At 70.2% G+C, this 25,442-nt stretch carries 20 protein-coding genes; 10 read left to right on the top strand and 10 right to left on the bottom strand.

The annotated features are described in order from the left end of the window. Nucleotides 1–60: 60 nt before the first annotated feature. Nucleotides 61–3,546, top strand: coding sequence for a choice-of-anchor I family protein (locus HDC37_RS07970; RefSeq protein ID WP_179559879.1), 3,486 nt, complete (start codon nucleotides 61–63; stop codon nucleotides 3,544–3,546). A gap of 124 nt (nucleotides 3,547–3,670) precedes the next feature. Here HDC37_RS07970 and HDC37_RS07965 read toward each other — a convergent pair whose 3' ends face one another. Next, entirely contained in the window at nucleotides 3,671–4,297 is a 627-nt protein-coding gene (locus HDC37_RS07965) for a hypothetical protein (RefSeq protein ID WP_179559878.1), read from the bottom strand. Between the two features lie 165 nt (nucleotides 4,298–4,462). On the opposite strand from HDC37_RS07965, the gene HDC37_RS17140 reads away from it, so the two are divergent. Together HDC37_RS17140 and HDC37_RS07960 are read left to right on the top strand one after the other, a co-directional pair. After that, on the top strand, nucleotides 4,463–4,597 hold the full coding sequence (locus HDC37_RS17140) for a hypothetical protein (protein ID WP_257021371.1): 135 nt from the start codon (nucleotides 4,463–4,465) through the stop codon (nucleotides 4,595–4,597). A gap of 26 nt (nucleotides 4,598–4,623) precedes the next feature. Then, entirely contained in the window at nucleotides 4,624–5,001 is a 378-nt protein-coding gene (locus HDC37_RS07960) for a VOC family protein (RefSeq protein WP_179559877.1), read from the top strand. 73 nt (nucleotides 5,002–5,074) lie between these two features. Here HDC37_RS07960 and pulA read toward each other — a convergent pair whose 3' ends face one another. Continuing rightward, nucleotides 5,075–11,095, bottom strand: a complete 6,021-nt coding sequence (gene pulA, locus HDC37_RS07955; protein ID WP_179559876.1) for a pullulanase-type alpha-1,6-glucosidase — start codon at nucleotides 11,093–11,095, stop codon at nucleotides 5,075–5,077. A gap of 353 nt (nucleotides 11,096–11,448) precedes the next feature. On the opposite strand from pulA, the gene HDC37_RS07950 reads away from it, so the two are divergent. Further along, complete coding sequence (locus HDC37_RS07950; RefSeq protein ID WP_179559875.1) at nucleotides 11,449–12,153, top strand: Pr6Pr family membrane protein; 705 nt, start codon at nucleotides 11,449–11,451, stop codon at nucleotides 12,151–12,153. Next, nucleotides 12,146–12,364: a hypothetical protein gene (locus tag HDC37_RS07945; protein WP_179559874.1), complete on the top strand. Its 219-nt coding sequence runs from the start codon at nucleotides 12,146–12,148 to the stop codon at nucleotides 12,362–12,364. Before HDC37_RS07950 ends, HDC37_RS07945 begins: the two co-directional genes overlap by 8 nt. 142 nt (nucleotides 12,365–12,506) lie before the next feature. On the opposite strand, the gene HDC37_RS07940 is transcribed toward HDC37_RS07945, so the two are convergent. Beyond that, entirely contained in the window at nucleotides 12,507–13,505 is a 999-nt protein-coding gene (locus tag HDC37_RS07940) for a DUF2332 domain-containing protein (RefSeq protein WP_179559873.1), read from the bottom strand. Nucleotides 13,506–13,878: 373 nt separating this feature from the next. On the opposite strand from HDC37_RS07940, the gene HDC37_RS07935 reads away from it, so the two are divergent. Next, the gene (locus HDC37_RS07935) at nucleotides 13,879–14,259 is read left to right on the top strand and encodes a hypothetical protein (protein WP_179559872.1); all 381 of its coding nucleotides are present in this window, start codon (nucleotides 13,879–13,881) and stop codon (nucleotides 14,257–14,259) included. Here HDC37_RS07935 and HDC37_RS07930 read toward each other — a convergent pair. The 7 genes from HDC37_RS07930 to HDC37_RS07900 form a co-directional block, all read right to left on the bottom strand. Continuing rightward, on the bottom strand, nucleotides 14,249–14,698 hold the full coding sequence (locus tag HDC37_RS07930) for an NUDIX domain-containing protein (RefSeq protein WP_308472136.1): 450 nt from the start codon (nucleotides 14,696–14,698) through the stop codon (nucleotides 14,249–14,251). The genes HDC37_RS07935 and HDC37_RS07930 overlap by 11 nt on opposite strands. Nucleotides 14,699–14,884: 186 nt before the next feature. Then, entirely contained in the window at nucleotides 14,885–16,057 is a 1,173-nt protein-coding gene (locus HDC37_RS07925) for an acetyl-CoA C-acyltransferase (RefSeq protein WP_179559870.1), read from the bottom strand. Beyond that, the gene (locus tag HDC37_RS07920; protein WP_308472135.1) at nucleotides 16,054–16,515 is read right to left on the bottom strand and encodes a hotdog fold thioesterase; all 462 of its coding nucleotides are present in this window, start codon (nucleotides 16,513–16,515) and stop codon (nucleotides 16,054–16,056) included. The genes HDC37_RS07925 and HDC37_RS07920 overlap by 4 nt, the downstream gene beginning before the upstream one ends. Beyond that, a complete protein-coding gene (locus tag HDC37_RS07915) occupies nucleotides 16,512–17,696 on the bottom strand; it encodes a bifunctional 2-methylcitrate synthase/citrate synthase (RefSeq protein WP_179559869.1) in 1,185 nt (394 codons plus the stop codon). Before HDC37_RS07915 ends, HDC37_RS07920 begins: the two co-directional genes overlap by 4 nt. 8 nt (nucleotides 17,697–17,704) lie before the next feature. Continuing rightward, a complete protein-coding gene (prpB, locus tag HDC37_RS07910) occupies nucleotides 17,705–18,604 on the bottom strand; it encodes a methylisocitrate lyase (RefSeq protein ID WP_179559868.1) in 900 nt (299 codons plus the stop codon). Further along, complete coding sequence (locus tag HDC37_RS07905; RefSeq protein ID WP_179559867.1) at nucleotides 18,604–20,130, bottom strand: MmgE/PrpD family protein; 1,527 nt, start codon at nucleotides 20,128–20,130, stop codon at nucleotides 18,604–18,606. The genes prpB and HDC37_RS07905 overlap by 1 nt, the downstream gene beginning before the upstream one ends. Next, the gene (locus HDC37_RS07900; protein WP_179559866.1) at nucleotides 20,127–20,771 is read right to left on the bottom strand and encodes a GntR family transcriptional regulator; all 645 of its coding nucleotides are present in this window, start codon (nucleotides 20,769–20,771) and stop codon (nucleotides 20,127–20,129) included. Before HDC37_RS07900 ends, HDC37_RS07905 begins: the two co-directional genes overlap by 4 nt. Nucleotides 20,772–20,919: 148 nt before the next feature. Between HDC37_RS07900 and HDC37_RS07895 the strand changes: the two genes are divergently transcribed. From HDC37_RS07895 to HDC37_RS07880, 4 genes are read left to right on the top strand one after another with little or no spacing between them, the layout of a single operon-like run. Next, nucleotides 20,920–21,828, top strand: coding sequence for an ABC transporter ATP-binding protein (locus HDC37_RS07895; protein WP_179559865.1), 909 nt, complete (start codon nucleotides 20,920–20,922; stop codon nucleotides 21,826–21,828). Continuing rightward, the gene (locus tag HDC37_RS07890; protein WP_179559864.1) at nucleotides 21,825–23,432 is read left to right on the top strand and encodes an ABC transporter permease; all 1,608 of its coding nucleotides are present in this window, start codon (nucleotides 21,825–21,827) and stop codon (nucleotides 23,430–23,432) included. Before HDC37_RS07895 ends, HDC37_RS07890 begins: the two co-directional genes overlap by 4 nt. Next, nucleotides 23,425–23,904, top strand: coding sequence for a MarR family transcriptional regulator (locus HDC37_RS07885; protein ID WP_308472134.1), 480 nt, complete (start codon nucleotides 23,425–23,427; stop codon nucleotides 23,902–23,904). The genes HDC37_RS07890 and HDC37_RS07885 overlap by 8 nt, the downstream gene beginning before the upstream one ends. Next, on the top strand, nucleotides 23,904–25,433 hold the full coding sequence (locus HDC37_RS07880) for a carboxylesterase/lipase family protein (RefSeq protein ID WP_179559863.1): 1,530 nt from the start codon (nucleotides 23,904–23,906) through the stop codon (nucleotides 25,431–25,433). The genes HDC37_RS07885 and HDC37_RS07880 overlap by 1 nt, the downstream gene beginning before the upstream one ends. Nucleotides 25,434–25,442: the final 9 nt, after the last annotated feature.

Raw genomic sequence — 25,442 nt, 5'->3', positions numbered from 1 at the left:
AAGGTGCCGTGGCTAGACACGGAAGGCGTGCGCCCCGGCACGCCCGACCTGAGGACATTCATGCCTTCATCTCATCGACGCGCCGCGGCCGGCTTCACCGCGGCGGCCGTCGCCTGTTCCCTGGCGCTCGCGCCGGGTGCGGCGTTCGGCGCCATCGTCACCGACCCCATCACCAGCTCCGCCGACGACGCAGCGGTGTCGCTGACGCCGCTCGGTTCGTTCGAGACCGGCGTCTTCGATGAGGGCGCCGCCGAGATCGTCGCCTCTTACGGCGACCGCCTGTTCGTGGTCAACGCGCAGGCGGCGACCGTGTCGGTGCTCGACTACTCCGACCCAGCCGGCATCGTGAAGGAGTTCGACATCAGCGGAGCGGGCGTGGCGAACTCCGTCGCCGTCCGCGACGACGGGCTGGGTGTCATCGCCCTCGAGGCGGCGACGAAGACCGAGCCCGGATCGCTGCTGTTCTTCGACGCGAATGCGGTGGATGCCGCGTCGGCGGCGCTCGGCTCGGTCACCGTCGGGGCGCTCCCCGACATGGTGACCATCTCGGCCGACGGGCAGTACGCCGTGGCAGCGAACGAGGGCGAGCCCAACGACGACTTCACGGTCGACCCGGAGGGGTCGATCAGCGTCGTCGCACTTCCCGAGGGTGTGGCCGCGCCGGGTCAGGGCGCCGTCGCCACCGCCGACTTCAACGACTTCGAGGCGGGCGGATCGCAGACGCTCCCCGACGGTGTTCGCGTGTTCGGGCCGAACCCCGCCGGCGACCTCCCGGTCAGCCGCAACCTGGAGCCCGAGTACATCACCGTCGACGGCGCCACCGCCTATGTGACCCTGCAGGAGGCGAACTCGCTCGCCGTCGTCGACCTCGCCTCGGCGACCGTGTCGGCGATCGTCCCGCTCGGCACGAAGGACCACGGCGCCGCCGGCGCGGGCCTCGACGCCAGCGACCGCGACGGCGCCGCGGACGGCCCCGCCGTCAACATCGACACCTACCCGGGCCTGAACGGCATGTACATGCCCGACGCCATCGACGCGTACACCACGGGCGGTCAGACCTACCTCGTCACCGCGAACGAGGGTGACGTGCGCGAGTGGGGCGAGTACATCGACGAGTCGCGCATGGCCAACCTCGCCACCGACGGCTACGGCCCGGTGTGCGCCGACAGCCCACTGGCTTCGCTGACCGGCACGGCCGACCTCGGTCGCCTGGCCGTGTCGAAGGAGGACGGCTTCAACGCCGACGACGGCTGCTACGAGGAGCTGTACTCCTACGGCGCCCGCTCGTTCTCGATCTGGAACACCGCCGGTGAGCTGGTCTGGGATTCGGGTGACGCCTTCGAGCGCCTCACCGCCGAGCTCCTCCCGGCGAACTTCAACTCCGACCACGGCGCCTCCGAGTTCGACACGCGCAGCGACGCCAAGGGTCCCGAGCCCGAGAGCGTCACGGTGGGCGAGGTCGACGGCGTCCCATACGCCTTCGTCGGGCTCGAGCGCGTCGGCGGCATCATGGTCTTCGACCTGAGCAGCCCCGCGGATGCCTCGTTCGTGACCTATCTGAACAACCGCGACTTCTCGGTGTCGGGCGAAGACGCGACGGATGCGGCGGGCCTGGCCGCCGCGGGTGACCTCGGCCCCGAGGGCATCGCCTTCATCGCCGCGGAGGACTCCCCCACCGGTGCCCCGCTCCTCGCGGTCGGCAACGAGGTCTCGGGGTCGACCACCGTCTACTCCGTGGACTCGACCCTTGACACCACGACCGACGTGCAGGTGCTGACGATCAACGACTTCCACGGCCGGCTGGAGCCGAACTTCGGGAGCGGCGAGGCCGGGGCAGCAGTCATCGCGGGTGCGGTGTCGCAGTTCGAGTCGGAGAACCCGAACACGCTGTTCGTCTCGTCCGGTGACATGATCGGCGCCTCGACCTTCACGTCGTTCATCCAGCAGGACACCCCGACGATCGACGCGCTCGTCGAGGCAGGACTCGACCTCGGAGCCGTGGGCAACCACGAGTTCGACGCCGGCTTCGCCGACCTGGTGGACCGCGTCATCCCTCGCTACGGTCAGGGCGACGAGGCGGCGGGCGCTCCCTACGCGCTCGGTGCGAACGTCTACCTCGCCGGCACCGACGAGCCGGCGCTGCAGGAGTACGTGGTCGAGGAGGTCGACGGCGTCCGCGTGGCGTTCATCGGGACGGTGACCGCTGACACCGCGACACTCGTGAGCCCCGCGGGGATCACCGAGATCGAGTTCGGCGACCAGCTCGAGGCGGCGAACCGCGTCGCCGCCGAGATCACGTCCGCCGAGGCCGCCGACGTGATCGTGCTCCTCACCCACGACGGTGCACCGACCGAGGACTGCGCAACCATTGCGCAGGGCGACAGCGACTACGCCGCCCTGATCACGGGAGCCTCGGCCGAGATCGACGCGATCGTCTCGGGTCACACCCACCAGCCGTACGCCTGCGAGGTGCCGGTGAACGGCGTTGCGGGCACGGAGCGCCCGGTCATCCAGGCCAACCAGTACGGCACGATGCTCGGCAAGCTCGACATCTCGGTCGACACGGCCACGGGCGAGCTCGTCTCTGTCGGCGGGTCGCTGGTGCCGCTGGTGGCAGACGGGGCCGCGCTCTTCCCGGCCGACGCCGAGGTCGAGGCGATCGTCGTCGACGCCGTCGAGGTGGCCGATGAGCTCGGCAGCGTCGAGGTCGGGTCGATCACGGGCGACATCGTCCGCGGCGGCACCCCTCCGGGTGACGACCGCGGCGTCGAGTCGTCGCTCGGCAACCTCGTGGCCGACATGTACCTGTGGGCGACCTCGAACGAGTCGTACGCCGGCACGCCCGCTCAGATCGCCCTGATGAACCCCGGTGGCCTGCGGGCCGATCTGCTGTTCGGTGAGGACGGCACGGTCACCTACCGCGACGTCGCCAACGTGCAGCCGTTCGCCAACACGCTCGTCACGCTGACCCTCACCGGCGCGCAGCTCGAGCAGGTGCTCGAGGAGCAGTGGCAGCCCGAAGGGTCGTCGCGGCCGAAGCTGCACCTTGGTGTGTCGGAAGGGTTCTCTTACGTCTACGACCCGAACGCCGCTGCCGGCTCGCGCATCCTGTCGATGACGCTGAACGGCGAGGCGATCGGCGCCGACGATGAGCTGACCATCGTGACGAACTCGTTCCTCGCCGCCGGTGGGGACAACTTCGCCACTCTCGCCGAGGGCACGAACGTCGCCGATTCAGGCCAGGTCGACCTTGCGGCGTCCGTGGCGTACTTCGAGGAGTTCGAGGTCGTCGAGCCGGCGCCGCTCGGCCGCGCGGTCGTGGGTGAGACCCCCGCGCCCGGCGACGGCGACGGCGGCTCGACCCCCGGCACCGGCGCGGGCAGCGGGTCGGGCGCGGGCAGCGGTTCGGGCACGGGCTCGACCGCGGGCCAGCTCGGTGTCACGGGTGCGGAGCTGCCGCTCGGCGCTGCCCTGGGCGCGGCGCTGCTGCTGGTCGCGGGAGGCGTGCTCTTCGCCCTCCGCCGCCGGACGCCTGCCGGCGAGTAATCGCCTCACACGGGAGGCCCTCGGACCCCGCGACCACGGTCCGGGGGCCTTCCCTCGTGTCGGGCGGATCACCCCCCGGTCGTTGAGCGAGAGAGCGCAGCGACCGAGACGAAACGCGCCGCGCTCACCTTCCGGGTGGCGACCGGAAGACCTCGACCGTCGCGCCGCGGCGACGCGCACCCAGGATGACGGCGACGACCCCCAGGCCGACGGTCCCCGTGAGGAACGCCACCGCCCCGAGCAGCACGAAGACGCCGCTCACACTCAGCACATCGGCGCCGAGCGCGACGGCGAGCGCCTGCGTCAGAGCCCACACGCCGACCTGGAGAGCGAAGGCCCACAGGGGTGCCCACCGCCACGGCTCGGGCACCGCGCCGGCACGGAGGATGGCGACAGCGCCCACGAGCCCGGCCGCCGTCGGAATGAGGAGGGACGCATAACCGAGTACCGCCCACCCCGCTCCGCCATTCGGCTGAACCGAACCGACCGCCGCGACCGCGCCGTCAGCGACGAAGGGCCACACTGCGAGGACGGCGAGCGCGACGACGCCGGTCGGCCGCCTCGCGACCACGCTGTCGGCTCGCCTCATCCCGACGGCAAGAAGAAGGACGGATGCCGCGAATACCACGTTCTGCACGGTCACCAGAATGCTCGACCCCGCAAGGCCGACGGAGCCGGCACCGAGGAGTCCGACGGCCCCGCTCAGAATGAGCCCGGTGCCGCCGATGATCCACGTTGTGCCGCGCGTCATGCCAGCAGACTATCCCGCGCGTTGCTCGACGGCCGGTGCGTTTCGTCTCGCTCCGCTCGCTCAACGACCGCCACCCCGACCGCAGCACGAAGGTCATCCTCGCGGAGGACGGGGATACACCCCGGGGTCGATGTCGCCGCGGCATCCGCTTCCTAGCGTCGAGGTATGAGTAAGCCAGCGGCATTCCTTCTCTCGATCGGCGGCACGGTCTTCGTGATCGCCCTGCTGCTCGCCGCCTTCGCGACCGCCGCCGCAGCGGCGCTGCTGATCTTCGGCGGACCGGTGCTGGGCAGCGTGTGAGCCGAGCCCCGCGCTACCCTGGCGGCGTGCGCGAGTCGGCCGTTCCCATCCTGTTGAGCCGCGATCTCCGGCAGACCCTGCGGTTCTACGAGGCCCTCGGCTTCCAAGACCGCGGTTCGCGGCCTCCCGAGGAGTGGCATTACCTGATCCTCGCGCGAGGCGACATCGCGCTGCACTTCTCCGAGGATGCCGAACTCGACCCGCTCACCACGGCATCGATGTGCTACCTCTACGTCGACGACGCTGAGGCGCTGTACGAGCAGTGGCGTGCGCACGTGGTGCCCGACCCGACAACGGGTCACCGCATCATGCCACCTGCCCGCACCGACTACGGCCTCGTCGAGTTCGCGCTCGTCGACCCCGACGGCAACCTGCTGCGCGTCGGTTCGGCGCTCCGATCGTGACCCATGTCGGGGTTGTGCAGAACTTCCCGGGTGAGAAGCCGCACACCCCCGACATGTGAAGGCCGCGACGCGGTCAGCTGTTCCGAGCGGCCGCTCGACGACGGAGGAGCACCATGAGCGCTCCGCCGAGGAGGAGCAGCACCGCGGCGATGGCGAGACCGAACGGCAGCTCCGAACCGGTCACCCCCAGCACACCCGGGGTGGCCGACTCGCCGCCGCTCGCCGCGCCGCCGTCATCCGATCCATCGCCGGAGCCGTCACCCGGGCCAGGCTCGCCCGATCCGTCACCGGGACCGGGCTCCTCGCCCGAACCGTCACCGGGGCCAGGCTCCTCACCCGATCCGTCGTCCGCCTGACCCGCGACCAGCACCGCCACCGAGCGCGCCGGCACCGTCAAGGCCGCGGTCGCGGCATCCCAGCTCGTGCCCTTGACGACCTCGTCGGTGCCGTCCGCGAGTGTCGGCGCCAGGGCGAACTCCCGCCCCTCGAGCTCGGGCAGGGTCTGCGAGAGCGCCCCGGGCGAGGCGTTGAAGACGACCAGCGCACCGCTCAGCTCGGGGTCGACATCCTCGCCGAGAAGGTCGTCGATGAGCATCACCAGCAGCCCCGCCGGCGCCTCGGGTCCGCTGCCGGGGAACGACACCTTCTCCTGGATGAGCTCAGCCGAACCGAGGCGGAGCAGATCGACATCCTCGCGCGTCCGCAGCAGATCCAGAGCGGATGCCTCGGCCGCGGCGATGTCCGAAGCGGCGGGCTTCAGCGCCGGGTCGGAGAGCAGCGGCGTCATGATCGCCCACTTGTCCTCGTTGTCGGCCGCGCGCGGGAGGCCCGAGCCGAAGGTCGACTCCTGCCCCGTCCAGTCGATGCGGTTGAACCAGTCACCGGAGTTGTAGCTGTTGCGATCGAGCGACTTCGAGCGCAGCAGCTCAGTGCCGGCGTGCCAGAACGACGGCGTCTGCGCGAACGCTGTGGTCGCCAGCGACAGGGTGTTCATGCGCACGCGGTCGGCCATGGCGGTGTCGGCCGGAAGCTTCAGCACCGACAGGTCGTACAGCGTCTCGTTGTCGTGCGCGTCGACGTAGGTGATGATCTCATCGGGCTGCTCGGCGTAGCCGGCGGGCGACCCGCGGTAGTCGAGCTCGTCACCGGCCTTCACGGCACCGGTGTGATCGGTGAGCGTGAAGTCGCGGAGGTTGCCGGCGAGACCGAGCTTCACCAGGTCGGTCTGCAGCCCGAGGTCAGCGAGCGCCTCCTCCGGCGTGCCGTTGATCGGCACCCCGTTGGGGTCGGTGCCGAGACCGGTGCCGAAGCCCTGCTGCTGCACGGTCTCGCCCGCGACCGGGCTGCCGCCGTGCACGGCGTCGCGGAGTCGGTCGCTGAAGGTGCCGATACCGGTGCCGCCGAGCTGGCCCTGCGTGGCCTGCTCGAACAGGGCGTTGTTCGCCACCTCGCCGAAGTTCCAGCCTTCGCCGTAGAGGTAGATCGCCGAACCGTCGACGCCGTCCTCCTCGAGGGTCAGCTCATCGAGCGCGGCGCGCACGGCGAGCATGTTCGCCTTGGAGTGGTGGCCCATGAGGTCGAAGCGGAACCCGTCGACCTTGTACTCCTTCGCCCACAGCACCACCGAGTCGACCATCAGCTTCTCGGCGAGCTCGTGCTCGGTCGCGACGTTCTGGCAGCAGGTGGAGGTCTCCACCGCGCCGGCGAGGTTCAAACGGTGGTAGTAGCCGGGCACCACCTTGTCGAGCACCGACTTCTCCCCCTGCCCCGACTGGGCGGTGTGGTTGAACACCTGGTCGAGCACGACCTGCAGGCCCATGCCGTGCAGCGCCCCGACCATCTCGCGGAATTCGTGCACTCGCGCCCCGCCCTCGGCGTCGACGGCGTACGAGCCCTCCGGGGTGGAGAAGTGGTACGGGTCGTAGCCCCAGTTGAAGCCGTCAGCGTCGGCGATCGCCTCGATGCAGGCCTGCTGAGCGGTGTCAGCGGGTCCGTACGAGGCCAGGTCGCAGTCGGGCTGCGCCTGCTTCGCGCGGTCCTCCTCGATCGTGGCGATGTCGAAGGTCGGGAGCAGGTGCACGGTGTTGATGCCGGCGTCGGCGAGCTCACGCAGCTGCGCGGTGCCCGCGCTGTCGCGCGTGAACGCGCGGTAGGTGCCGCGCTCCTCCTCGGGGACCGACGTGTCGCCGATCGAGAAGTCACGCACGTGCAGCTCGTAGATCGCACGGTCGACCGGGCGGTCGACGAGCGGCGCCGGGGTCTGCTCCCACGCCTCGGGGCGCCACTGACCGTCGGCGAGGTCTACCGCGACCGACGCGGTCGAGTTGAGAGTCAAGGCGACCGCGTACGGGTCGGTGACCCGGTTGGTCTCGATCGCGCCGGTCGAGGGCGCGTAGACGACGACCTCCCAGAGGTACTCGGCACCGGACAGCGCGCTGCCGTCCTCGACGGTCCAGACTCCGGATGCCGCGTCCCACTCGGCCTCGTGACGCTCGGCGTCCGCCGGGTCGCCGCCGGCCTCCCAGGTCAGCAGCGTCGCGGACTGAGCCGTCGGCGCCCACAGTCGGAAGGTCGGCACGTCGCCGTCGAAGCTCACGCCGAGGTCGAGGTCGGCCACCGTGCCGGCGTAGAGGTCATCGAGGACGCCCGGGATCTGCACCCCGGTGAAGGCACTGACGGCACCGTCGGCTCCGCGCTGCGACACCATCAGCTGCCCCTGCAGCAGCGCTCCGGCGTCGGCATCCGACACCTCGAGCGCGACGAAGTCGGCAAGAGCGGGGAAAGCCGCTCGCTGACCCTCGGTCAGTCCGCCGTCGATGACGGTCAGATCGAACGCGTCGCCGCCGACGACCTCGTCGTCTTCGAGAGCGAGGGATGCCGCGGGGGAGGCGTGCAGCTGCCAGGTGGCGTCCGCGGGGTCAGCGCCGAGGTCGCGCGGCCAGGCGAGGGTGTTCTCGTCGATCCAGTGCGCCCGGAGCTCACCGGTGCCCGCTAGCGGCGGGTTCGTCACCTCGATCTCCAGCACGTGGGTGTCGAGGGTGTAGCGGAAGACGATGAGTTCGCCGTCCGCGGCGCTGAAGCTGTAGTTGCCGCCGCCGGGCGTGCCCCCGACGCCGTAGTTCTCGTCCCAGCTCAGGCCGTGAGCGACCTTGGCCTCGTAGGCTCCGGCGGGGATCTGATCGGTGGTGAATTCGTACACGCCGTCGCGGTCGCCGTCGGCCATGAGGGTCGCGAGGCAATCCGGCGCCCAGTCGCCGGCGCAGCCGAGCTCTTCCTGCATCGAGCCGGGGACGGTCACGATGGGGCCCTCGGCGGTGGACTGCACGATGTTCGAGCGCGGGTCGAAGTAGAACGTGATCGGGCCGCCCGCGTGGGTGATGGCGATGTTGGGTCCGTCGAGGACGCCGTTCGCGCCGTAGTTGACATCCCACGACCCGTTGATGGCTGCCTTGTACTCGTAGTCACCTGCGGGGATGTCGAACGTGCCGGTCCAGATGCCGTCGGCGCCGAGGGTCAGCTTGGCGGCCTCGCAGCCGGGCGCCCAGTCGCCGGCGCAGCCCATCTCGGAGTTGAGGCTCCCGGGAACGGTCACCATGTCGATCGGCGACTCCGGCACCTCGGGAACCTCGAGCGTCACGGCGTTGCCGACCGAGGCGTAGGTCGAGGCCGCCGACCGCTGTCCTGCCGCATCGACGCTGACCGCGCGGTACTCCAGCAGCGTGCCGTTGTCGAGGCCGCGGATGTCGTGGAAGACGCGGGGGTCGGTGTCCTCGGCCGTGCCGAGCGCCGTCCATTCGTCCGAGCCCACCACGCGCCAGGCGAAGCTCGTCTCCTGCCAGGTCGCGTCGGCGACATCCGCTCCGATGGCCACCTGACCCGACAGCGCCGCACCCGGCGCCGGGGCCGACACCGAGATCTCCTGCGCGGCCTCGGGCGCGGTGACGGTCGCATCGGCCCGGTAGACCACAGCCGAGAGCGCCGGCACGGTGACCGACGTCGCGGCAGCGGCATCCGTCTCCAGACCCTGGTCAGTGCCGTAGATCGGCGCGAACGTCGCGCCGGCGGTCAGGGTCGCGAGCTCGACGGTCTTGTCGGCCGCGGTGTTGTTCAGCGCCACGAGGTACTCGGTCTTGTCGCCGCGGTCGACGCGCGAGAAGGCGTAGACACCGGCGCCGTTGTCGGCGTAGCGCTCGATCTGAGCGCCGGTGGCGAGCGCGGGGTGCTCCGCGCGCAGCTGCGACAGCGCGGCGATGTGGGTGTACACGGGGCCGTCGGTGGCGAAGCGATCGACGGCGCCGGCGGTCTCGCCGGTGAGGAGCGCCTGCTCCTGGTACTCGGCGACCTGGCTGGCGAACAGGCTCTGACGGGCGCTCTTGTCGTTGCCGGGGTCGGCGCCGGCGAAACCCTGCTCGTCGCCGTAGTAGACCACCGGCTGGCCGCGCCCGAAGAACATCAGCTCGTGGGCGAGGAGGTCGCGCGCCAGCGCGTCATCCGTGTTCTTCAGGAAGTAGCCCACCCGGCCCATGTCGTGGTTGCCGAGGAAGGTGGGAAGCGCGGTCGCCGAGCTGTCGGGTGTCGTGTAGCGGTCGTCGCCGGCATAGAGGCTCTGCAGGCCCTTGGCGCTGTTGCCCGCGGCGAAGCTGATCGCCGACGACTGGAAGGCGAAGTCGAGAACGCTGTTCATGTCGGTGTCACGCACGTACGGCGACAGTTTCACCGGGTCGGCGTCGTAGACCTCGCCGAACATGAAGAAGTCGGGCTTGCCCTGCGCGTGGGCGTAGTCGAGCACCTCGGTCGACCAGGTCTCCCAGAACTCGAAGTTGACGTGCTTGGCGGTGTCGATGCGGAAGCCGTCGATGCCGAGGTCGATCCAGTCCTGGTACACCTGCACGAAGCCGTTCACGACCGTGGGGTGCTCGGTCATGAGGTCGTCCAGGCCCGAGAAGTCGCCGTAGGTGACCGACTCACCCGACCAGGTCGAGTCACCGCGGTTGTGGTACAGCGTCGGGTCGTTCAGCCACGCCGGGATCTTCACGTCCTGATCCGCCTCCGCGATGACCGGGGTGTAGGGGAAGGATGTCGCGGGGTCGAGCTCGGGGAAGGTGTCGCCGCCGGCGAAGTCGGCCGGGTCGAAGGCGTTGCCGGCCGCATCGAGGTACGGCGAGGTCGCCTGATCGATGTAGGAGTACTGGCCCTCCTCGTACGAGATGACGTCGGCGGTGTGGTTGGTGATGATGTCGAAGTAGACCTTGATGCCGCGGTCGTGGGCCTCGGCGATGAGCGCCTCGAGCTCTTCGTTCGTGCCGAGGTGCGGGTCGATGCGGGTGAAGTCGGTGACCCAGTAGCCGTGGTAGCCGGCGCTGGCGTTCTCACCCTCGCCCTGCACCGGGCGGTTGGCGAAGCTCGGGGTCAGCCAGATCGCGCTGGTGCCGAGGCCTTCGATGTAGTCGAGCTTCGAGCGGAGCCCCGCGATGTCGCCGCCGTGGAAGAAGCCCTTGTCGGTCGGGTCGAACCCGGTCGCGAGGCGATCGCCTTCGAAGCCGCCGGTGTCGTTCGACGGGTCGCCGTTGGCGAACCGGTCGGTCATGACGAAGTAGAACTGCTCGTCGCTGCCGGGCTGGCGCACGGGAGGCGCGACGAGCGCGTCATCCGCGTCTTCGTAGGCGCTGCGGAGGCTGAGTGCTTCGAGGCCCACCCGGTCGATCGTGTCGTCGAAGGTGAAGCGCAGGGTCGTCGGGCCGGCGACGGTGAGCGGGATGTTGTCGGCGCCGCCGTCGAGGCCGTACGCCTCATCCCACGCGTCGTTCAGCGCGACCTTGTACTCGTAGGTGCCGGCGGGCACCTCGAACTCGGCCGAGTACACGCCCTCGGTGTCAGTGAGGGTCAGCTCCGTGGCGGCGCAGTCGGGCTGCCAGTCGTCGGAGCAGCCGAGCTCGGACTGGAGCGAGCCGACGAGCGCGACGGTGCGCGCGTCGTCAGGCGGAGTCGCGGCTGTCGCCGCAGGCGTGAGGGCGACGCTCCCGGTGAGGACGAGCGCGGCGCCGGTGACGGCAGCCAGAACGCGGCGGACACGGGAGGAGGTCGGCTTCGACACGGGGCTCCTGAGGGGGCGGCACGGCGACGTGCGGATGGGGGACTCCGGGTGACCGTACCTGGGAAAGCGCTCTGTTTGCAAGCGCTTACATCATGAGAATCCCTTAACGTTGAGGATCTCGGCGCGTAGCTCTGTGTTTGTTGCCGCATCCCCGCAATCGCTTACAGCGGGGTCGGTCGTCGAGCGAAGCGAAACGAAACGACGCCCCCCACCACCCGGTCGTTGAGTGAGCGAAGCGAGACGAAACGCCCGCACCGGCCGCTCCGCACGACGCGTCCCCGCCTCCCACCTCGCGCGCGCCTGCGCCGCTACGCTGACCCGGGGCTGGGGATGGCTCCGGGAATGGGGACGACGTGGCCGTGACGGTGGAGCAGGCGCAGAGCACGAAGGTCCGGGTCGCGCGGGCCTGGTACGGCGCGATCGCGGTGGTCGTGGCGATCGCGCTGGTGATCCAGATCGTGTTGATCCTCACCGGGGGCCAGGATGCCAACTCCGGGTCGAACGCGACCGGGCCGATCGGCACACGCCTGGTCCGGCTGTTCAGCTTCTTCACGATCCAGAGCAACCTGTTCGTGCTCGGAACGTCGATCGCCCTGATGCTGAACGTCCACCGCGACGGCAAGATCTGGCGGGTTCTCCGGATGGACGCGCTCCTCGGCATCGTCATCACCGGGCTCGTCTACGAGACCGTCCTCGCCCGGCTCGTCGATCCGCAGGGGTGGGCCCTCGTCGCGACGATCGGGTTCCACTACATCGCGCCGTGGGCGACGCTCATCGGTTGGCTGATCTTCGGGCCGCGGCCGCGGATCTCGTGGTTGACGACGCTCCTGGCCTTCATCTGGCCGGTGCTGTGGCTGGTGTACACCTTCATCCACGGCGCGGTGACCGGCTGGTATCCGTACCCGTTCCTGGACGTCACGGAGATCGGGCTCACGGCGTCGATCCTCAACTCGCTGGTCGTGCTCGCGATCGGCATCGTACTGGCGATCATCCTCACCCTGATCGATCACCGCCTGCCGTCGCTGGTGCGCGGGCGGACGCCGGAGCGCCGTGCGTGAGGGCCGTATTCTGATCGTCCGAGGCGAAACCTTCGAGTGGAGCCTGCGTGACGGCGCGAATCAGTTCGCATGGCTCAGTGGCCCCCACGCCGGGTACGGCTTCGCCATCGGCCGAACCGACGGCGCCGCGCTCGCCGAGGAGGAGGCGCGCGATCACATTGCGGCGTTCCTGGGCGAGATCGACCCCACCACGGGCTACCTGCGGGACTGAGCCGCGCCGTGGTCGCCGCGCTCGCGACGCTTGTTCCGCTGCGCGCTCGCGCGCCCGCGCGAACCCGCGGTTTTCCGCCTCCCCGCGGATGATCGCGCTCCGATGATCCGCGTGAGCGCGATTCTCCGAAGGAGCGGCGGGGTCAGACCCCGAGTGGGGCGCCAGGGATCGCCTGGTAGCTCTGCCCGTGCGTGCCCGCGAGGGCGATCGGATCGCCGTTCACCGCGAGGATGTTGCGCCCACCGGCATCCACCCCCGCCTTCATGGTGATCTCGGTGAAGACGTCCGACCCCTCGTTGCTCACCCAGGTGACGTCGTCGAGGCCGCGCATGAGGTCGGCGAACGCGGCACGGCGCTCGGCATCGAGATACATCACGACCGAGCTGTGATAGACGACCACCCGGGCGCCGCGCGGGGCGCGGGCGACGAGATCGGGAACACGATCGAGGATGTCGCCCTGCTCGAGCCGAGGCGGGTCGGCCGCGGCGATCGCCGCTGCGGCATCCAGGCGCCGGCGACGGTGTTCGTGCTCGGGCCAGATGAGCGTCTCGAGCCAGGTGAGGGCGGCGGGGTCGGTGATATCGAGCGGGTTGAGGTCGATCCCCGCCCGCCAGACGACCTCGGGGAGCCTCTCGGGAACGCTCGCCTCATCAATCGTGCATTCGAGGATGGCGCTGCTCATCCCACCGGCGGGATCCAGTGCGCGGACGTGGCCGCCGACGTCATAGCGATAGCTGTACCGGTCGGGGTAGAGGGTGAGCCCCGCCGACGCGCCGGCCTCGATGAGGGCGAGGGGACCAGGCAACCGCGAGAGCACGGGAAGAAGCACAGCGCACCGCCCCGCCTCGTTCGTCTGCGTCGCGCGCACGAGCGCCTCCGCGCGGAGCTCCGGCCAGTGGGCGAGCATCCATTCTCGGATCGGCGGGAATGGGCCGACCGGCGCGCCGAGCAGGCGCGCGCACGCGAAGATGAGGTGCGGCTGCTGCTTTCGCCGCGGCAGTTCCGCGAGGAGCGCGAGGATCTCGGGGTCAACCGCGATCGCCCGCGCCCAGGCCTCGTAGATCGCCGAGGTGCCGCGGGCTTCGAGGTCGGCGAACCGCCGGTAGCCGACGGCGATGCGGTCGAGGTCGGAGTCGCGCATGCGGGAACGCTACCAAGCGTCGATGACACGCCCGTACGGGGCTGGCGCGACGCCGCGATCGACCCCGCCACGGGACTGAGCCGCCTCCCGAGCGCGGACGGCGTCCCGAACTCCTGCAACTCACGCCCCGTTGATCGCCGCGGCCCCGAATCTCCCGGTTCCGCGCCCAATCTGCAGGAGTTCGGGACGACAGCGCCGGCACAACTCCTCAGATTCCGCGTTCGATCGCCGAGAAACGCCCTTCCGGCGCGCGATCTGCGCGGTGAAGAGGAGTTATGCAGGCGGCTCGCACGATCCGCCGGGCGACGGCTTCGCCGTCCACCGCCAGGACCCGAGCCTGGCCCCACGGAGGCCCGGAGGCTAAGGTCGCACCATGACGCAGCAGTCGACGGTCGAGCCGGCCGCCATCGCGGCGCCGCGGCGCCCCGTCAGCCGCGCAATCATCTTCGTCGTCGGCATTCTCGTCATCCCGTTCGCGATCTCGGCGATCTTCAACGGCTACGGTGCGCTGACCGTCGACTCGGCGTTCCGCATGCACGCGGCGACCGTCGCGGGGCAGACGATCGCGATCCTGACAGCGGTCGTCATGGTCGGCCTGACGATCCGTCGTCGCTACGCCCTGCCGGCCGTTCTCGCGGTGTCGCTCATCGCGATGGTCGTCGCCGCGCACGCCTTCGGCGCCATCGAGAGCTCGGGCGATCTTCTTCTCACTCGCCTCGACCTGATCGCCGAGACCGACCTCCTCAACCCCTGACGTCGGCGATCACCCGGTCGATCCAGCCCCGACGGTCGAGGGAAGCGATGTCGCGTCGCGCGAACCATCCGATCTCGACCAGCTCGACGCCGTCCGGTGTGGGCGGCGTCCGCAGCACGCACTCGTACGCGGTCGTGACGTAGCCGACGCGGTCGCCGTTCGGATAGGTGACCATCAGAGGCTCACCGCCGTACACGCCGACAATGCCCGTCACGTCGATCTCGGCGTCGAGCTCTTCGCGCACCTCCCTCATGACGGCCTCGAGAGGTTCCTCGCCGGGTTCGACCGCCCCGCCGACGAGGCTCCACGTTCCCGAGTGGGCGTGCCGGGCCAGCAGCATCCGGTCACCGTCTCGGATGACGGCCGTGACCCCGGGAAGGAGGAGCAGATCGTGACCGATCCGGGCACGAAGGGATCGGATGTATTCGGATGCCCCCACGCGACCATGCTCGCAGGCTCCGTCTCCGAACGGGCTGGCCTGAGCGCGCGTCACCCGAAGGGCGCGTTTCGGGTAGTCGCTCATCCCGGTCGTTGAGCGAGCGGAGCGAGACGAAACGACACCCCCACCGCGTTTCGTCTCGTCGCTGCGCTCCTCGCTGAACGACCGGCCGGCGCGCGCCGCGGCTCAGCCGAGCCGCTCGATGATCGTCGCGTTCGCCATGCCGCCGCCCTCGCACATCGTCTGCAGCCCGTACCGGCCACCGGTTGCCTCCAGATACGCCAGCAACGTTCCCAGCAGCCGCGTGCCCGACGCGCCGACCGCGTGGCCGAGAGCGATCGCGCCACCCCACGGATTCAGCTTCGCCGGGTCGGCGCGGACCTCGGTCAGCCACGCCAGCGGCACCGACGCGAACGCCTCGTTCACCTCGTACGCGTCCAGGTCGTCTATCGACAGTCCGCTGCGCTCGAGAATCCGCCGCGTCGCCGGAATCGGGCCGGTCAGCATCATCAGGGGATCGTCGCCGACCACCGCGAACGAGTGGAATCGTGCCCGCGGCGTCAGACCGAGCGCACGCGCCCGCTCCTCGCTCATGATGAGCACCGCCGAGGCCGCGTCGGTCAGCGGCGAGGAGTTGCCCGCGGTGATCTGCCACGCCAGTTCCGGGAAGCGCTCCGCCAGTTCGTCGGTGCGGAACACCGGGGCGAGCCCCGCGAGCTTCTCGGTCGTCGTCCCCGCCCGTACCGTCTCATCGGCCGACACGTCGACGCCCGCAACCGGGATCACCTGCGATGCGAACCGGCCGTCCGCCCAGGCCTCCGCAGCGCGCCGGTGCGACTCGGCGGCGAAGGCGTCCAACGCTTCCCGCGACAGCCCCCACCGCGAAGCGATCAGCTCCGCCGAAACCCCCTGGTTCACGAGGCCCTCGGGATACCGGGCGCGCAGACCGGATGCCACGGACCCGCCCTGCCGCGACGAGCCGAGCGGAACACGGCTCATCGATTCCACTCCCCCGGCGATGACGATGTCGTACGCCCCGGCGATCACGCCCTGCGCCGCGAAGTGCGCCGCCTGCTGGCTCGATCCGCACTGCCGGTCGATCGTCGTCGCAGGCACCGCCTCATCGAACCCCGCCGCGAGCACCGCCTGACGGGCGATGTTCATCGCCTGATCGCCGATCTGGCTCACGCACCCGAGGATGACATCGTCGACCTGCGTCGACGGCAGCCCGTTCCGCTCGAGGAGGCTCCGCAGCATCCCGGCGGCCAGATCCACCGGATGCACCTCCGACAGCGCACCCCCCGGCTTGCCTCGCCCCGCGACCGTCCGCACCGCATCGACGATGACGGCCGAGGTCATAGCGCCAGCCTCCGGTCGGGGGTGGAATACGAGCTCCGCTGCTCGATCACCGCGAGGGTGCACCGACTGATGCAGACGAGCCGGTCGGCATCATCCACGATCCGGATCTCCCACACCTGCGCGCGGCGCCCGAGGTGCACCGGCGACGCGGTGGCGGTGACCCACCCTGACGACACCGGACGCAGATGATTGGCGTTGATCTCCTGCCCCACCACGTGGAACTTCTCGCGGTCGACGGCGAGGTACCCCGCCCACGACGCCAGCGTCTCGGCTAGGGCGACCGACGCGCCGCCGTGCAGCACCCCGGCCGGCTGAGTCGTGCGGTGATCCACCGGCATCCGCCCGACGAGTGCGTCATCCCGCACCTCGACGATCTCGATTCCGAGGTTCTCGATCATCGTGCCGGGCGCCATCGCATCGAGCTCGACGGCGGTCGCATTACCGAACCAGACGCTCACCCGGCCGACTCCTCCGGGCGGTCGGCGACAGCGAGGACGGCCTCGTCGGGCACGTACCCCTCGACGTGCCGCTCATCGGGGCCGTTGTACTCCGACAGCGGGCGGATGAGCGCGTTGGCGCCCAGCTGCTCGATGACGTGCGCCGACCACCCCACGATCCGCGCGGCGACGAACAGGGGCGTGAAGGTGAGCGTGTCGAAGCCCATGAGGTTGTACGCCGGGCCGGACGGGTAGTCGAGGTTCGGGTAGATGCCCTTCCGCGAGACGAACTCCGATTCGAGCGTCTCGTACAGCGCGAGCACATCGGGCCGATCGTAGTGCGCGACGAGGGTGTCGAGCGCCGCCTTCATCGTCGGCACCCGCGAGTCGCCGCGCTTGTACACGCGGTGCCCGAAGCCCATGATCTTGCGCTTCTCGGCGAGCGCGGCGTCCAGCCACGGCACGACGTTGTCGGCCGAGCCGATCTCGTCGAAGATGTGCAGCACGGCCTCGTTCGCCCCGCCGTGCAGGGGCCCCTTGAGTGCTCCCACGGCGCCGACCACCGCCGAGTACAGGTCGCTGAGCGTCGACGCGATCACGCGCGCGGTGAACGTCGAGGCGTTGAACGAGTGCTCCGCGTAGAGGATCATCGACCGGTTGAACGCGTCGACGACGACCGAATCGGCCTCCTCACCGAAGGTCATCCAGAGGAAGTTCGCCGCATAGTCGAGGTCGTCCCGCGGCGCGACGGGCTGCTGCCCTCGCCGGCGCCGCTGGCCGTAGGCGACGATCGCCGGCAGGACCGAGAAGAGACGGATGCTGCGGGCGAGATTCTCCTCGGCAGAACCGCTCGCGTCGAGAACCGAGCCCGTACCGGCGAGGTCTCGCGCACCGATCAGACTGAGAGCGGTCCGCACCTCGTCCATCGGGTGCGCATCCCGGGGAACCAGGTCGATCGCGGCCCGCACGTCGGCGGGAAGCACGCGATACGAGCGCTCCGTGGCGCGCAGCTTCGCCAGCTCCACGTCGCTCGGCAGCTCACCGTGCCAGAGCAGGTACGCGACCGCCTCGAACGGCTGGGTCGCAGCGAGCTCCTGCACCGGATACCCGCGGTACAGCAGCGAGTTGGTCTCGGGGTTGACCTTCGAGACCGCCGTGTAGTCCACGACGACGCCGGCGAGGCCCTTCTTGATGTCGGTCACGCGATCTCCTATCGGTCGATCTGGAAGGTGAAGATGTCCTGGTCGAAATGGGCGTACTGCTCGTAGTCGATGAGGTCGTAGAGGTCGGCTCGGTGCTGCATCTCGCCCAGCTTCGAGGTGAGGTGCCCCTTGTCGACGAGCGTATCGAGGGCGCGCGAGGCCGCCCCCATCGCGATCCGCAGCAGAGACACCGGCCAGATGACGATGTTGACACCGACGTCCCGCAGCTGCGACACCGAGAAGAGGTCGCTCTTGCCGAACTCGGTCATGTTCGCCAGGATCGGCACGTCGATCGCCCGCCGCACCGCTTCGAACTCCGACAGGTCCCGCATCGCCTCGGGGAAGATCGCGTCGGCTCCGGCGTCGACGAGGGCGCGAGCGCGGTCGACGGCGGCATCGAGGCCCTCGACGGCACGGATGTCGGTGCGCGCCATGATGAGGAAGTTCGGGTCGCGGCGCGCATCCACCGCTGCGCGGATCCGCTTGATCGCGGTGTCCTCGTCGACGACCGACTTGCCGTCGAGGTGTCCGCACCGTTTCGGGTTGATCTGGTCCTCGATGTGCATGCCGGCGATGCCGGCGTCTTCGAGGGTCTGCATGGTGCGGGCGACGTTCATCGGCTCACCGAACCCGGTGTCGGCGTCGATGAGCGCGGGCAGGTCGGTCATCCGGGCGATCTGCTGGCCGCGTCCCGCCACCTCGGGGAGGGTGGTGAGCCCGATGTCGGGAAGCCCCAGGTCGGCCGAGAGCACCGCTCCCGAGATGTAGACGCCCTCGAAGCCCTTCCGTTCGATGAGGCGCGCCGACAGTGGGTTGAAGGCGCCGGGAAACCGCAGCAGCTCACCCGAGGCGAGGCGCTCGCGGAACGCCCGCCGCTTCTCGTGCGCGGGAACGGTGGAGTACAGCATCAGAACAGGCCCTTCGGCGCCGGCGCGGCGGCCAGCACCCCGGGCTTGGCGACGATCGACAGCTGCCGCACCTCGTCGGCGGTCAGCTCGGGCAGACGCTCCGCGAGGTCGAGGAAGCGCTCGATCTCCTCGGGCGTCAGCACGGGCTCGGCGAGCAGCCGGAACTTCCGCACATAGTCCTCGCGGACGAACGGGCGCGCCCCGAGCGGATGCGCGTCCGCGACGGCGATCTCGTCCTCGATCACCGTGCCGTCGGCGAGCGTGATGACCACGCGCCCGCCGAACGCCTTCTCGTTCGGGTCGTCCGAGTGGTACCGGCGGGTCCATTCGGCATCCTCGGCCGTGGTGATCTTCTGCCACAGCTCGACCGTGTCAGCGCGCCCCGCCCGCTCGGGCGTGTACGAGTCCACGTGGTGCCACCCGCCGTCCTGCAGTGCGACGGCGAAGATGTACGGAATGGAGTGATCGAGGGTCTCCCGCGACGCGGTGGGGTCGTACTTCTGCGGGTCGTTCGCGCCCGAGCCGATCACGTAGTGGGTGTGGTGCGAGGTGTGGAGCACGATCGAGGCCACATTCGCCGGGTCCGTGGCCACGGGGTGCTCCCCGTGGAGCTTGCGCGCCAGGTCGATCCAGGCCTGCGCCTGGTACTCGGCCGAGTGCTCCTTGGTGTACGAGTCGAGGATCGCGCGCTTCGGCTCGCCCGCGGCGGGCAGCGGCACGTCGTACGACGCGTCGGGGCCGTCGAGCATCCAGGCGATCACACCGTCCTCACCCTCGTAGATCGGTGAGGGCGAGGTCTCGCCCCGCATCGCCCGGTCGACGGCCTCGACCGCCATCTTCCCGGCGAACGCGGGCGCGTGAGCCTTCCAGGTCGAGATCTCGCCCTTTCGCGACTGCCGCGTGGCCGTGGTGGTGTGGAGAGCCTGGCCGACGGCCTGGTAGATCGTCTCCACGGGAAGGTCGAGCAGTGTGCCGATCCCGGCGGCCGCCGACGGGCCGAGGTGGGCGACGTGGTCGATCTTGTGCTTGTGCAGGCAGATCGCCCGCACCAGGTCGATCTGGATCTCGTACCCGGTGGCGATGCCGCGCAGCAGCGCCCGCCCGTCGGCACCCACGTGCTGGGCGACGGCGAGGATGGGAGGGATGTTGTCGCCCGGGTGGGAGTAGTCGGCGGCGAGGAAGGTGTCGTGGTAGTCGAGTTCCCGCACGGCGACGCCGTTCGCCCACGCCGCCCACTCGGGGCTCGTGCGACGCTCGAGCGCGCACCCGAAGATCGTCGCGCCGTCGCCACCCACAGACACCGCGTGATCGAGCGCCTGCTGGCGCGCGGCGCTCACGGGCGCGCGGGTGAGGGAGGCGGCCGCGACCGCGGCGTTGTCGATGATGCGGTTGATGACCATGTCGGTCGTGTCCGCGTCGACCTCGACCGGGTCTGCCGCGACCTCGGCGATGTGCCAGGCGAGCTGTCCCTCACGGGCGAGGTGCTCATCGCTGCGGTGGACGCGCAGGTGGTGCGTGACGGTCATGCTGCTCCTTGCTGGGTGCGGGGGGATGTGATCACGTGCGAGAGCGCGTGGTGGAGATGGACGTGTGTCGCGTGCGCGGCGAGGTCGGCGTCGCCGTCAGCGATGGCCCGCGCGATCAGGTGGTGTTCGGAGACGGATGCCGCCAAGCGGCCGGTGTGCTCGCGTGCGAGCCTACGCACCCGCACCAGGTGGGTGCGAACGGTGCGGAGAGCGGCGGCGAGGTAGTCGTTGCCGTGCGCGGCGTCGATGGCGGCATCGAAGCGCGCGATGAGGGCGTAGTACTGCTCACGGGCAGCGTCACTGCTGACATCGACCTCGGCGAAGCGTTCCGCCAGCTCGGCGAACCCGCGGCGGTGGGCGCTGCGGGCGGCGGCGCGAGCCGCGGCCTCCTCGAGGGCGCGGCGCACCTCGAAGAGCGCACGGATGTCGTCGGAGTCGATGGGTGCGACCACCGTCGCGCGCGGAGACTGCTGCACCACGAGCCCGTCGGCGGCCAGCCGCGCAAGCGCCTCCCGAAGGGGTGTGCGACTGACGCCGAGGCGGGTGGACTGCTCGACCTCGCCGAGGACCGCGCCGGGCGCGAGAACCCCCTGCTGGATCTCGTCGAGCAGGGTGGCATACGCCCGATCGCTCGCCCGCATACCGTCACCTCCCCGTGGCCACCGCCAGTGTATACAGATCGTACGCATTTCCGCTCGTCACCGTCGCCCCCGCGCATTCTGGGTATACAAGAACGCGCGACTCAAGACACTCTTCACAAATTCGTGAATTATGTGTAGCTTCAGCGGCATGACAGAGATCATCCGCACTCGAGGACTCGTCAAGCGCTACGGCCGCGTCGCCGCGCTCGACGGACTCGATCTCACGGTGTCGGGCGGCCAGGTCCACGGATTCCTCGGACCGAACGGGGCGGGGAAATCCACCACGATCCGCATCCTCCTCGGACTCGCCCGCCGCACCGCCGGTGAGGCCACGGTCTTCGCCGAGGACCCGTGGCGCGACGCGGTGCGCCTGCACCGCCGAATCGCTTATGTTCCCGGCGATGTCAGCGTGTGGCCGAACCTCACGGGCGGCGAGGCCATCGACTTCCTCTCTCGACTGCGCGGAGCACGCCGGAACGACGGCCGCTACCGGGTGGAACGTGAGCGGCTGTGCGAAGCATTCCAGTTCGACCCGCGCAGGAAGGGCCGCACCTACTCGAAGGGCAATCGTCAGAAAGTCGCGCTCATCGCCGCCTTCGCCGTGCCTGCGGACCTGTACATCTTCGACGAGCCGACCAGCGGCCTCGACCCACTGATGGAACTGGTCTTCCGCGAGGAGCTCCGGCGAGCCAAGGATGCCGGGGCAACGGTGCTGCTCTCCAGCCACATCCTCCCCGAGGTGGAGCAGGTCTGCGATCACGTCTCGATCATCCGCGCCGGCCGGGTCGTGGAGTCCGGCACCCTCGCCGAGCTTCGCCACCTCACCCGCACCTCGGTCTCGTTCACCGCCGGTGACGGATCCGTCCCCACGATTCGCGGAGCACACGACGTCGAGGTGGAGAGTGGTCGAATCCGACTGTCCCTCGACAGCGACCAGGTGACCGCTGCACTTCCCGAATTGGCCCGGCTCGGCGTCGAAGGTCTGCGCATCGAGCCGCCGAGCCTGGAAGAGCTGTTCCTGCGCCACTACGGCGACCAACCCGTGGAGGCGTCGTGATCCTCCTCACCCAGCGTCTGCGACGCGACGGCGTGCAGCTGCTGGTGTGGATCCTCGCGACGGCAGCCCTCTGCTTCTCGGCCACGGCGGGTGTCAACGAAGCCTTCGCCGCCGAATCCGAACGACGGACGCTCCTGGCCGTCGCGCTGGCGAATCCCACCATCCTCCTCTTCCGCGGACTGCCCTTCGGGACGAGCGAAGGTGCATTCCTGGTCTTCACCATCCTCCCGTTCCTCGTGCTCCTCGGGGCACTGATGGCGAGCTTCCTCGCGGTGCGCCACGTGCGCGCGGAGGAGGAGTCAGGCCGCGCCGACGCGGTGTCTGCGACCCCCGCGGGTCGGCGAGCGCCCTTCGTCGCGACCGTCGTCCACGGAATCCTCGCCTGCGTGCTTCTGGGCACCGCCACCGCCGTCGCCTTCATCGCGGCGGGTCTCGAGGCCGGCGGCAGCATCGCGCTCGGCGGTGCTCTTGCGGCCTCGGCGGCCGTGTTCCTCGGGGTCGGTCTCGTCGCTGCGCAGCTGTTCCGCAGCTCACGCGCGGCCAACTCCTTCTCGGTCGGGGTGATCCTCAGCGCCTTCCTCGTCGCGGGGATCGGCAATGCCCTCGGCACGCCGTCGGACGACCTCACGCGGATGGAGAGCTCGGGGCTGGCCTGGGTATCGCCCTTCGCCTGGGCGGAGAACGTGCGCGCCTTCGCCGACGACGCTCCGGGCCCGATCCTCCTTGCTGTCGGGGTGAGCGCGGCACTGCTGACGGTCGCCGCCGCGCTCCAAGCCACCCGCGATCTGGGCGCGGGCGTGATCGCTCCGCGCCCGGGCCGCGCCGCGGCATCCGCTCTGCTCTCCCGCCCGTTCGGACTCGCCGTCCGTGTGAGTGCCGGGTCCCTGGTCGCGTGGGTCGTCGGTTCTGCCGTTGTGGGAGCGCTTTCCACGTCGCTCGGTGACGTCATCGACGAGATCGCGACCCAGAACCCCGCCGTCACCGAGATGCTCGATCGACTCGCCGCTCAGGGGTCGATGGATCAGGGACTCGTCGTCACCTTCTTCGTCATGGTGGGCACTCTGGCGGCGTGTTTCGGCGTGCAGACGGTGCAGCGCGCACGCCAGGAGGAAACCCACGGCACGGCCGAGCAGACGTTGGCGACCCCGGTCGCGCGGGTGGGGTGGCTCGGCGCCTTCCTCACGACTGCGCTGGGGGGAATCGTCGTCATCGTCGCGGCGGCGATGGCGGCCGCGTCGCTGGCCGTCTTCGCGCGCGGCGGCGACCCCGCCATCCTCGGCGACGTGGTGGTCGCCGGGGCCGGACAGATCCTCGGCGCGGCGGTCTTCCCCGTGCTGACTGCGCTGGTTTTCACCCTGCTCCCCCGCGCGACGTCGACCCTCGGGTGGGTGCTCGTGATCGCCGCGGCATCGCTCGCACTGTTCGGCACGCTCCTCGGCCTCGACGAAGACGTCGTGTCGCTGTCGCCGTTCGCCGCGACGCCCGTGCCCGACGCGGACGGCATCGCCTGGAACGGAAGCGCCTGGCTGATCGTGCTCACCGTCGCCGGGGTAGCGTCGTCTCTGATGCTCATGCGACGCAGAGAGGTTGCCACGGGTGGCTGAACCGGAGAGGACCCACCCCGGCGTCGAGCGCGCGGAGCGGGCCGCGGCGATGCTGGCGGCGGCGGGTATGCCCAGGATGCCGGCCCGGGTGATGATGGCGCTCGTGGGCTCGCCCGACGAGGGGTACTCCGCCGCCGATCTCGCCGCACGCCTGGGGGTCTCTCCCGCTGCGGTCTCGGGCGCGGTCCGCTACCTCGAGTCGATGCGCATGGTGCACCGTCTCTCCCGACCCGGCGAGCGCGTCGCCCGGTTCGACCTCATCGACGACGGCTGGCGCTCGATGGTCGTCTCCCAGACGCCCATGTACGGGCGGCTCGCCGACGACATCGAAGCGATCGCCGACGACAACGCCGATGCGCCGGCATCCGTCGAGCGCGCGCGGGAGATCGCCGGTTTTCTCCGGTACCTCGAGAAGCGGATGCCGGAACTCGTCGTGGAATGGCAGGAATCGACCGGCAGGAGCCCGAGCTGATGACAGACACCGCCACCGCCACCGCGCCGGCGGGCGTCTTCCACGGTGACGGCCTCGCCGGCGGGGTGCGCCGCTGGCGCGGCATCCGCTATGCCCTCTCCACCGCCGGAGACAGCAGGTGGCGACCCTCCGAGGCGGCCCCGCCCGCGACCGGGCCGGTCGACGCGCGGGCGTTCGGGCCCGCCGCACCGCAGGGGCACACCCCGGCGGTCAAGCTTCCCGCCGACACCCCCACCGACGAGGACTGCCTGACGCTGAACATCTGGAGTCCGGATGCCGCGGAGGACGGCCCGGCCCCGGTGATGGTGTGGCTCCACGGCGGCGCCTACATCTTCGGGGCGAGCAGCCAGGCGATGTACGACGGCGACGCGCTGGCGCGTGCCGGCGCGGTCGTGGTGACCATCAACTACCGGATCGGCGCCCTGGGATTCCTCGACCTCACGCGCGTGTTCCCGGGCGAGGGGTTCACCGCGAACCCGGCGCTCGGTGACATCCTGCTGGCCCTCCGGTGGGTGCAGGAGAACGTCGCCGCGTTCGGTGGCGACCCCGACCGCGTGACGGTGTTCGGTGAGTCGGCCGGCGGGGGCCTCGTCACGACCCTCCTCACCACCCCGGCAGCCAAGGGCCTCTTCTGGCGGGCGATCGCGGAGTCGTCGCCGGCATCGAGCGTCTACGACGCCGACCGCGCCGCGGGGATCACCGACCGCCTGCTCACCGAGCTGGGTGTCTCCGACGTCGCGGGGCTCCGTGCCGCGAAGCCATCGGCGATCGTCGCCGCGCAGATGGCTGTGTTCGCCGCGATCCCGGCGGCTGAGCCGGGCACGATCGCCTTTGCCCCGGTCATCGACGGCGATCTCGTGCCCGAAGCCCCTGCTGCGGTGCTGGCGCGCGGCGACGGACACCCGGTGCCGCTCCTCATCGGCACGAACCGCGACGAGGCGTCGCTGTTCCGCATGATGAAATCGCCACTCCTGCCCGTGGACGACGCATCGATCGACCGCATGATCGCCGACCTCTCTCGCGAACGTCCCGAGCTCGAGGTGCCGACGCGCGCCGAAGTGCACGCCGCCTACGAGGGCGTGCGCCACCACGCCATCGGGATGGGGATCGCCCGCGACATCGGCTTCCGCATGCCGACGCTGTGGGTCGCCGAAGGTCACAGCCGTCGCGCGGCGACCTGGCTGTACCGCTTCGACCACGCCACCCCGATGCTCACGCTGCTGCGGATCGGCGCGACCCACGGCTCGGAGCTGGCGTACGTCTGGGGCACCTTCGGCGTGAACTCCCCCGACATCACCTTCCGCCTCGGTGGGCGCCGCGACGCCGAGCGGATCGGGGCACGCATGCGCGAGCGCTGGGTCGCGTTCGCCGCGGGCGGGAGTCCGGATGCCACGGACGCCGAGACGTGGCCGCCCTACGACACCACCGAGCGGGCGACCCTCGTCATCGAGACCGTCGACCGGGTCGTGCCCGACCTCGATCGGAAGCTGCGGGAGAGCTGGGGCGACACCGTGCTGGCCTTCCCCTGAGTGCCGGCG

The sequence above is a fragment of the Microbacterium sp. AK009 genome (assembly GCF_013410955.1).
Taxonomy (GTDB): domain Bacteria; phylum Actinomycetota; class Actinomycetes; order Actinomycetales; family Microbacteriaceae; genus Microbacterium.
This window is presented reverse-complemented; position numbering and strand designations above follow the sequence as displayed.

Excerpts from the sequence above, each read along its gene's own strand:
- HDC37_RS07880 (WP_179559863.1), top strand. The coding sequence starts at position 23,904 with ATGACAGACACCGCCACCGCCACCGCGCCGGCGGGCGTCTTCCACGGT.
- HDC37_RS07965 (WP_179559878.1), bottom strand. The coding sequence starts at position 4,297 with ATGACGCGCGGCACAACGTGGATCATCGGCGGCACCGGGCTCATTCTG.
- prpB (WP_179559868.1), bottom strand. The coding sequence starts at position 18,604 with ATGCTGTACTCCACCGTTCCCGCGCACGAGAAGCGGCGGGCGTTCCGC.
- HDC37_RS07935 (WP_179559872.1), top strand. The coding sequence starts at position 13,879 with ATGACGCAGCAGTCGACGGTCGAGCCGGCCGCCATCGCGGCGCCGCGG.
- HDC37_RS07940 (WP_179559873.1), bottom strand. The coding sequence starts at position 13,505 with ATGCGCGACTCCGACCTCGACCGCATCGCCGTCGGCTACCGGCGGTTC.
- HDC37_RS07905 (WP_179559867.1), bottom strand. The coding sequence starts at position 20,130 with ATGACCGTCACGCACCACCTGCGCGTCCACCGCAGCGATGAGCACCTC.
- HDC37_RS07895 (WP_179559865.1), top strand. The coding sequence starts at position 20,920 with ATGACAGAGATCATCCGCACTCGAGGACTCGTCAAGCGCTACGGCCGC.
- HDC37_RS17140 (WP_257021371.1), top strand. The coding sequence starts at position 4,463 with ATGAGTAAGCCAGCGGCATTCCTTCTCTCGATCGGCGGCACGGTCTTC.
- HDC37_RS07900 (WP_179559866.1), bottom strand. The coding sequence starts at position 20,771 with ATGCGGGCGAGCGATCGGGCGTATGCCACCCTGCTCGACGAGATCCAG.
- HDC37_RS07925 (WP_179559870.1), bottom strand. The coding sequence starts at position 16,057 with ATGACCTCGGCCGTCATCGTCGATGCGGTGCGGACGGTCGCGGGGCGA.
- HDC37_RS07970 (WP_179559879.1), top strand. The coding sequence starts at position 61 with ATGCCTTCATCTCATCGACGCGCCGCGGCCGGCTTCACCGCGGCGGCC.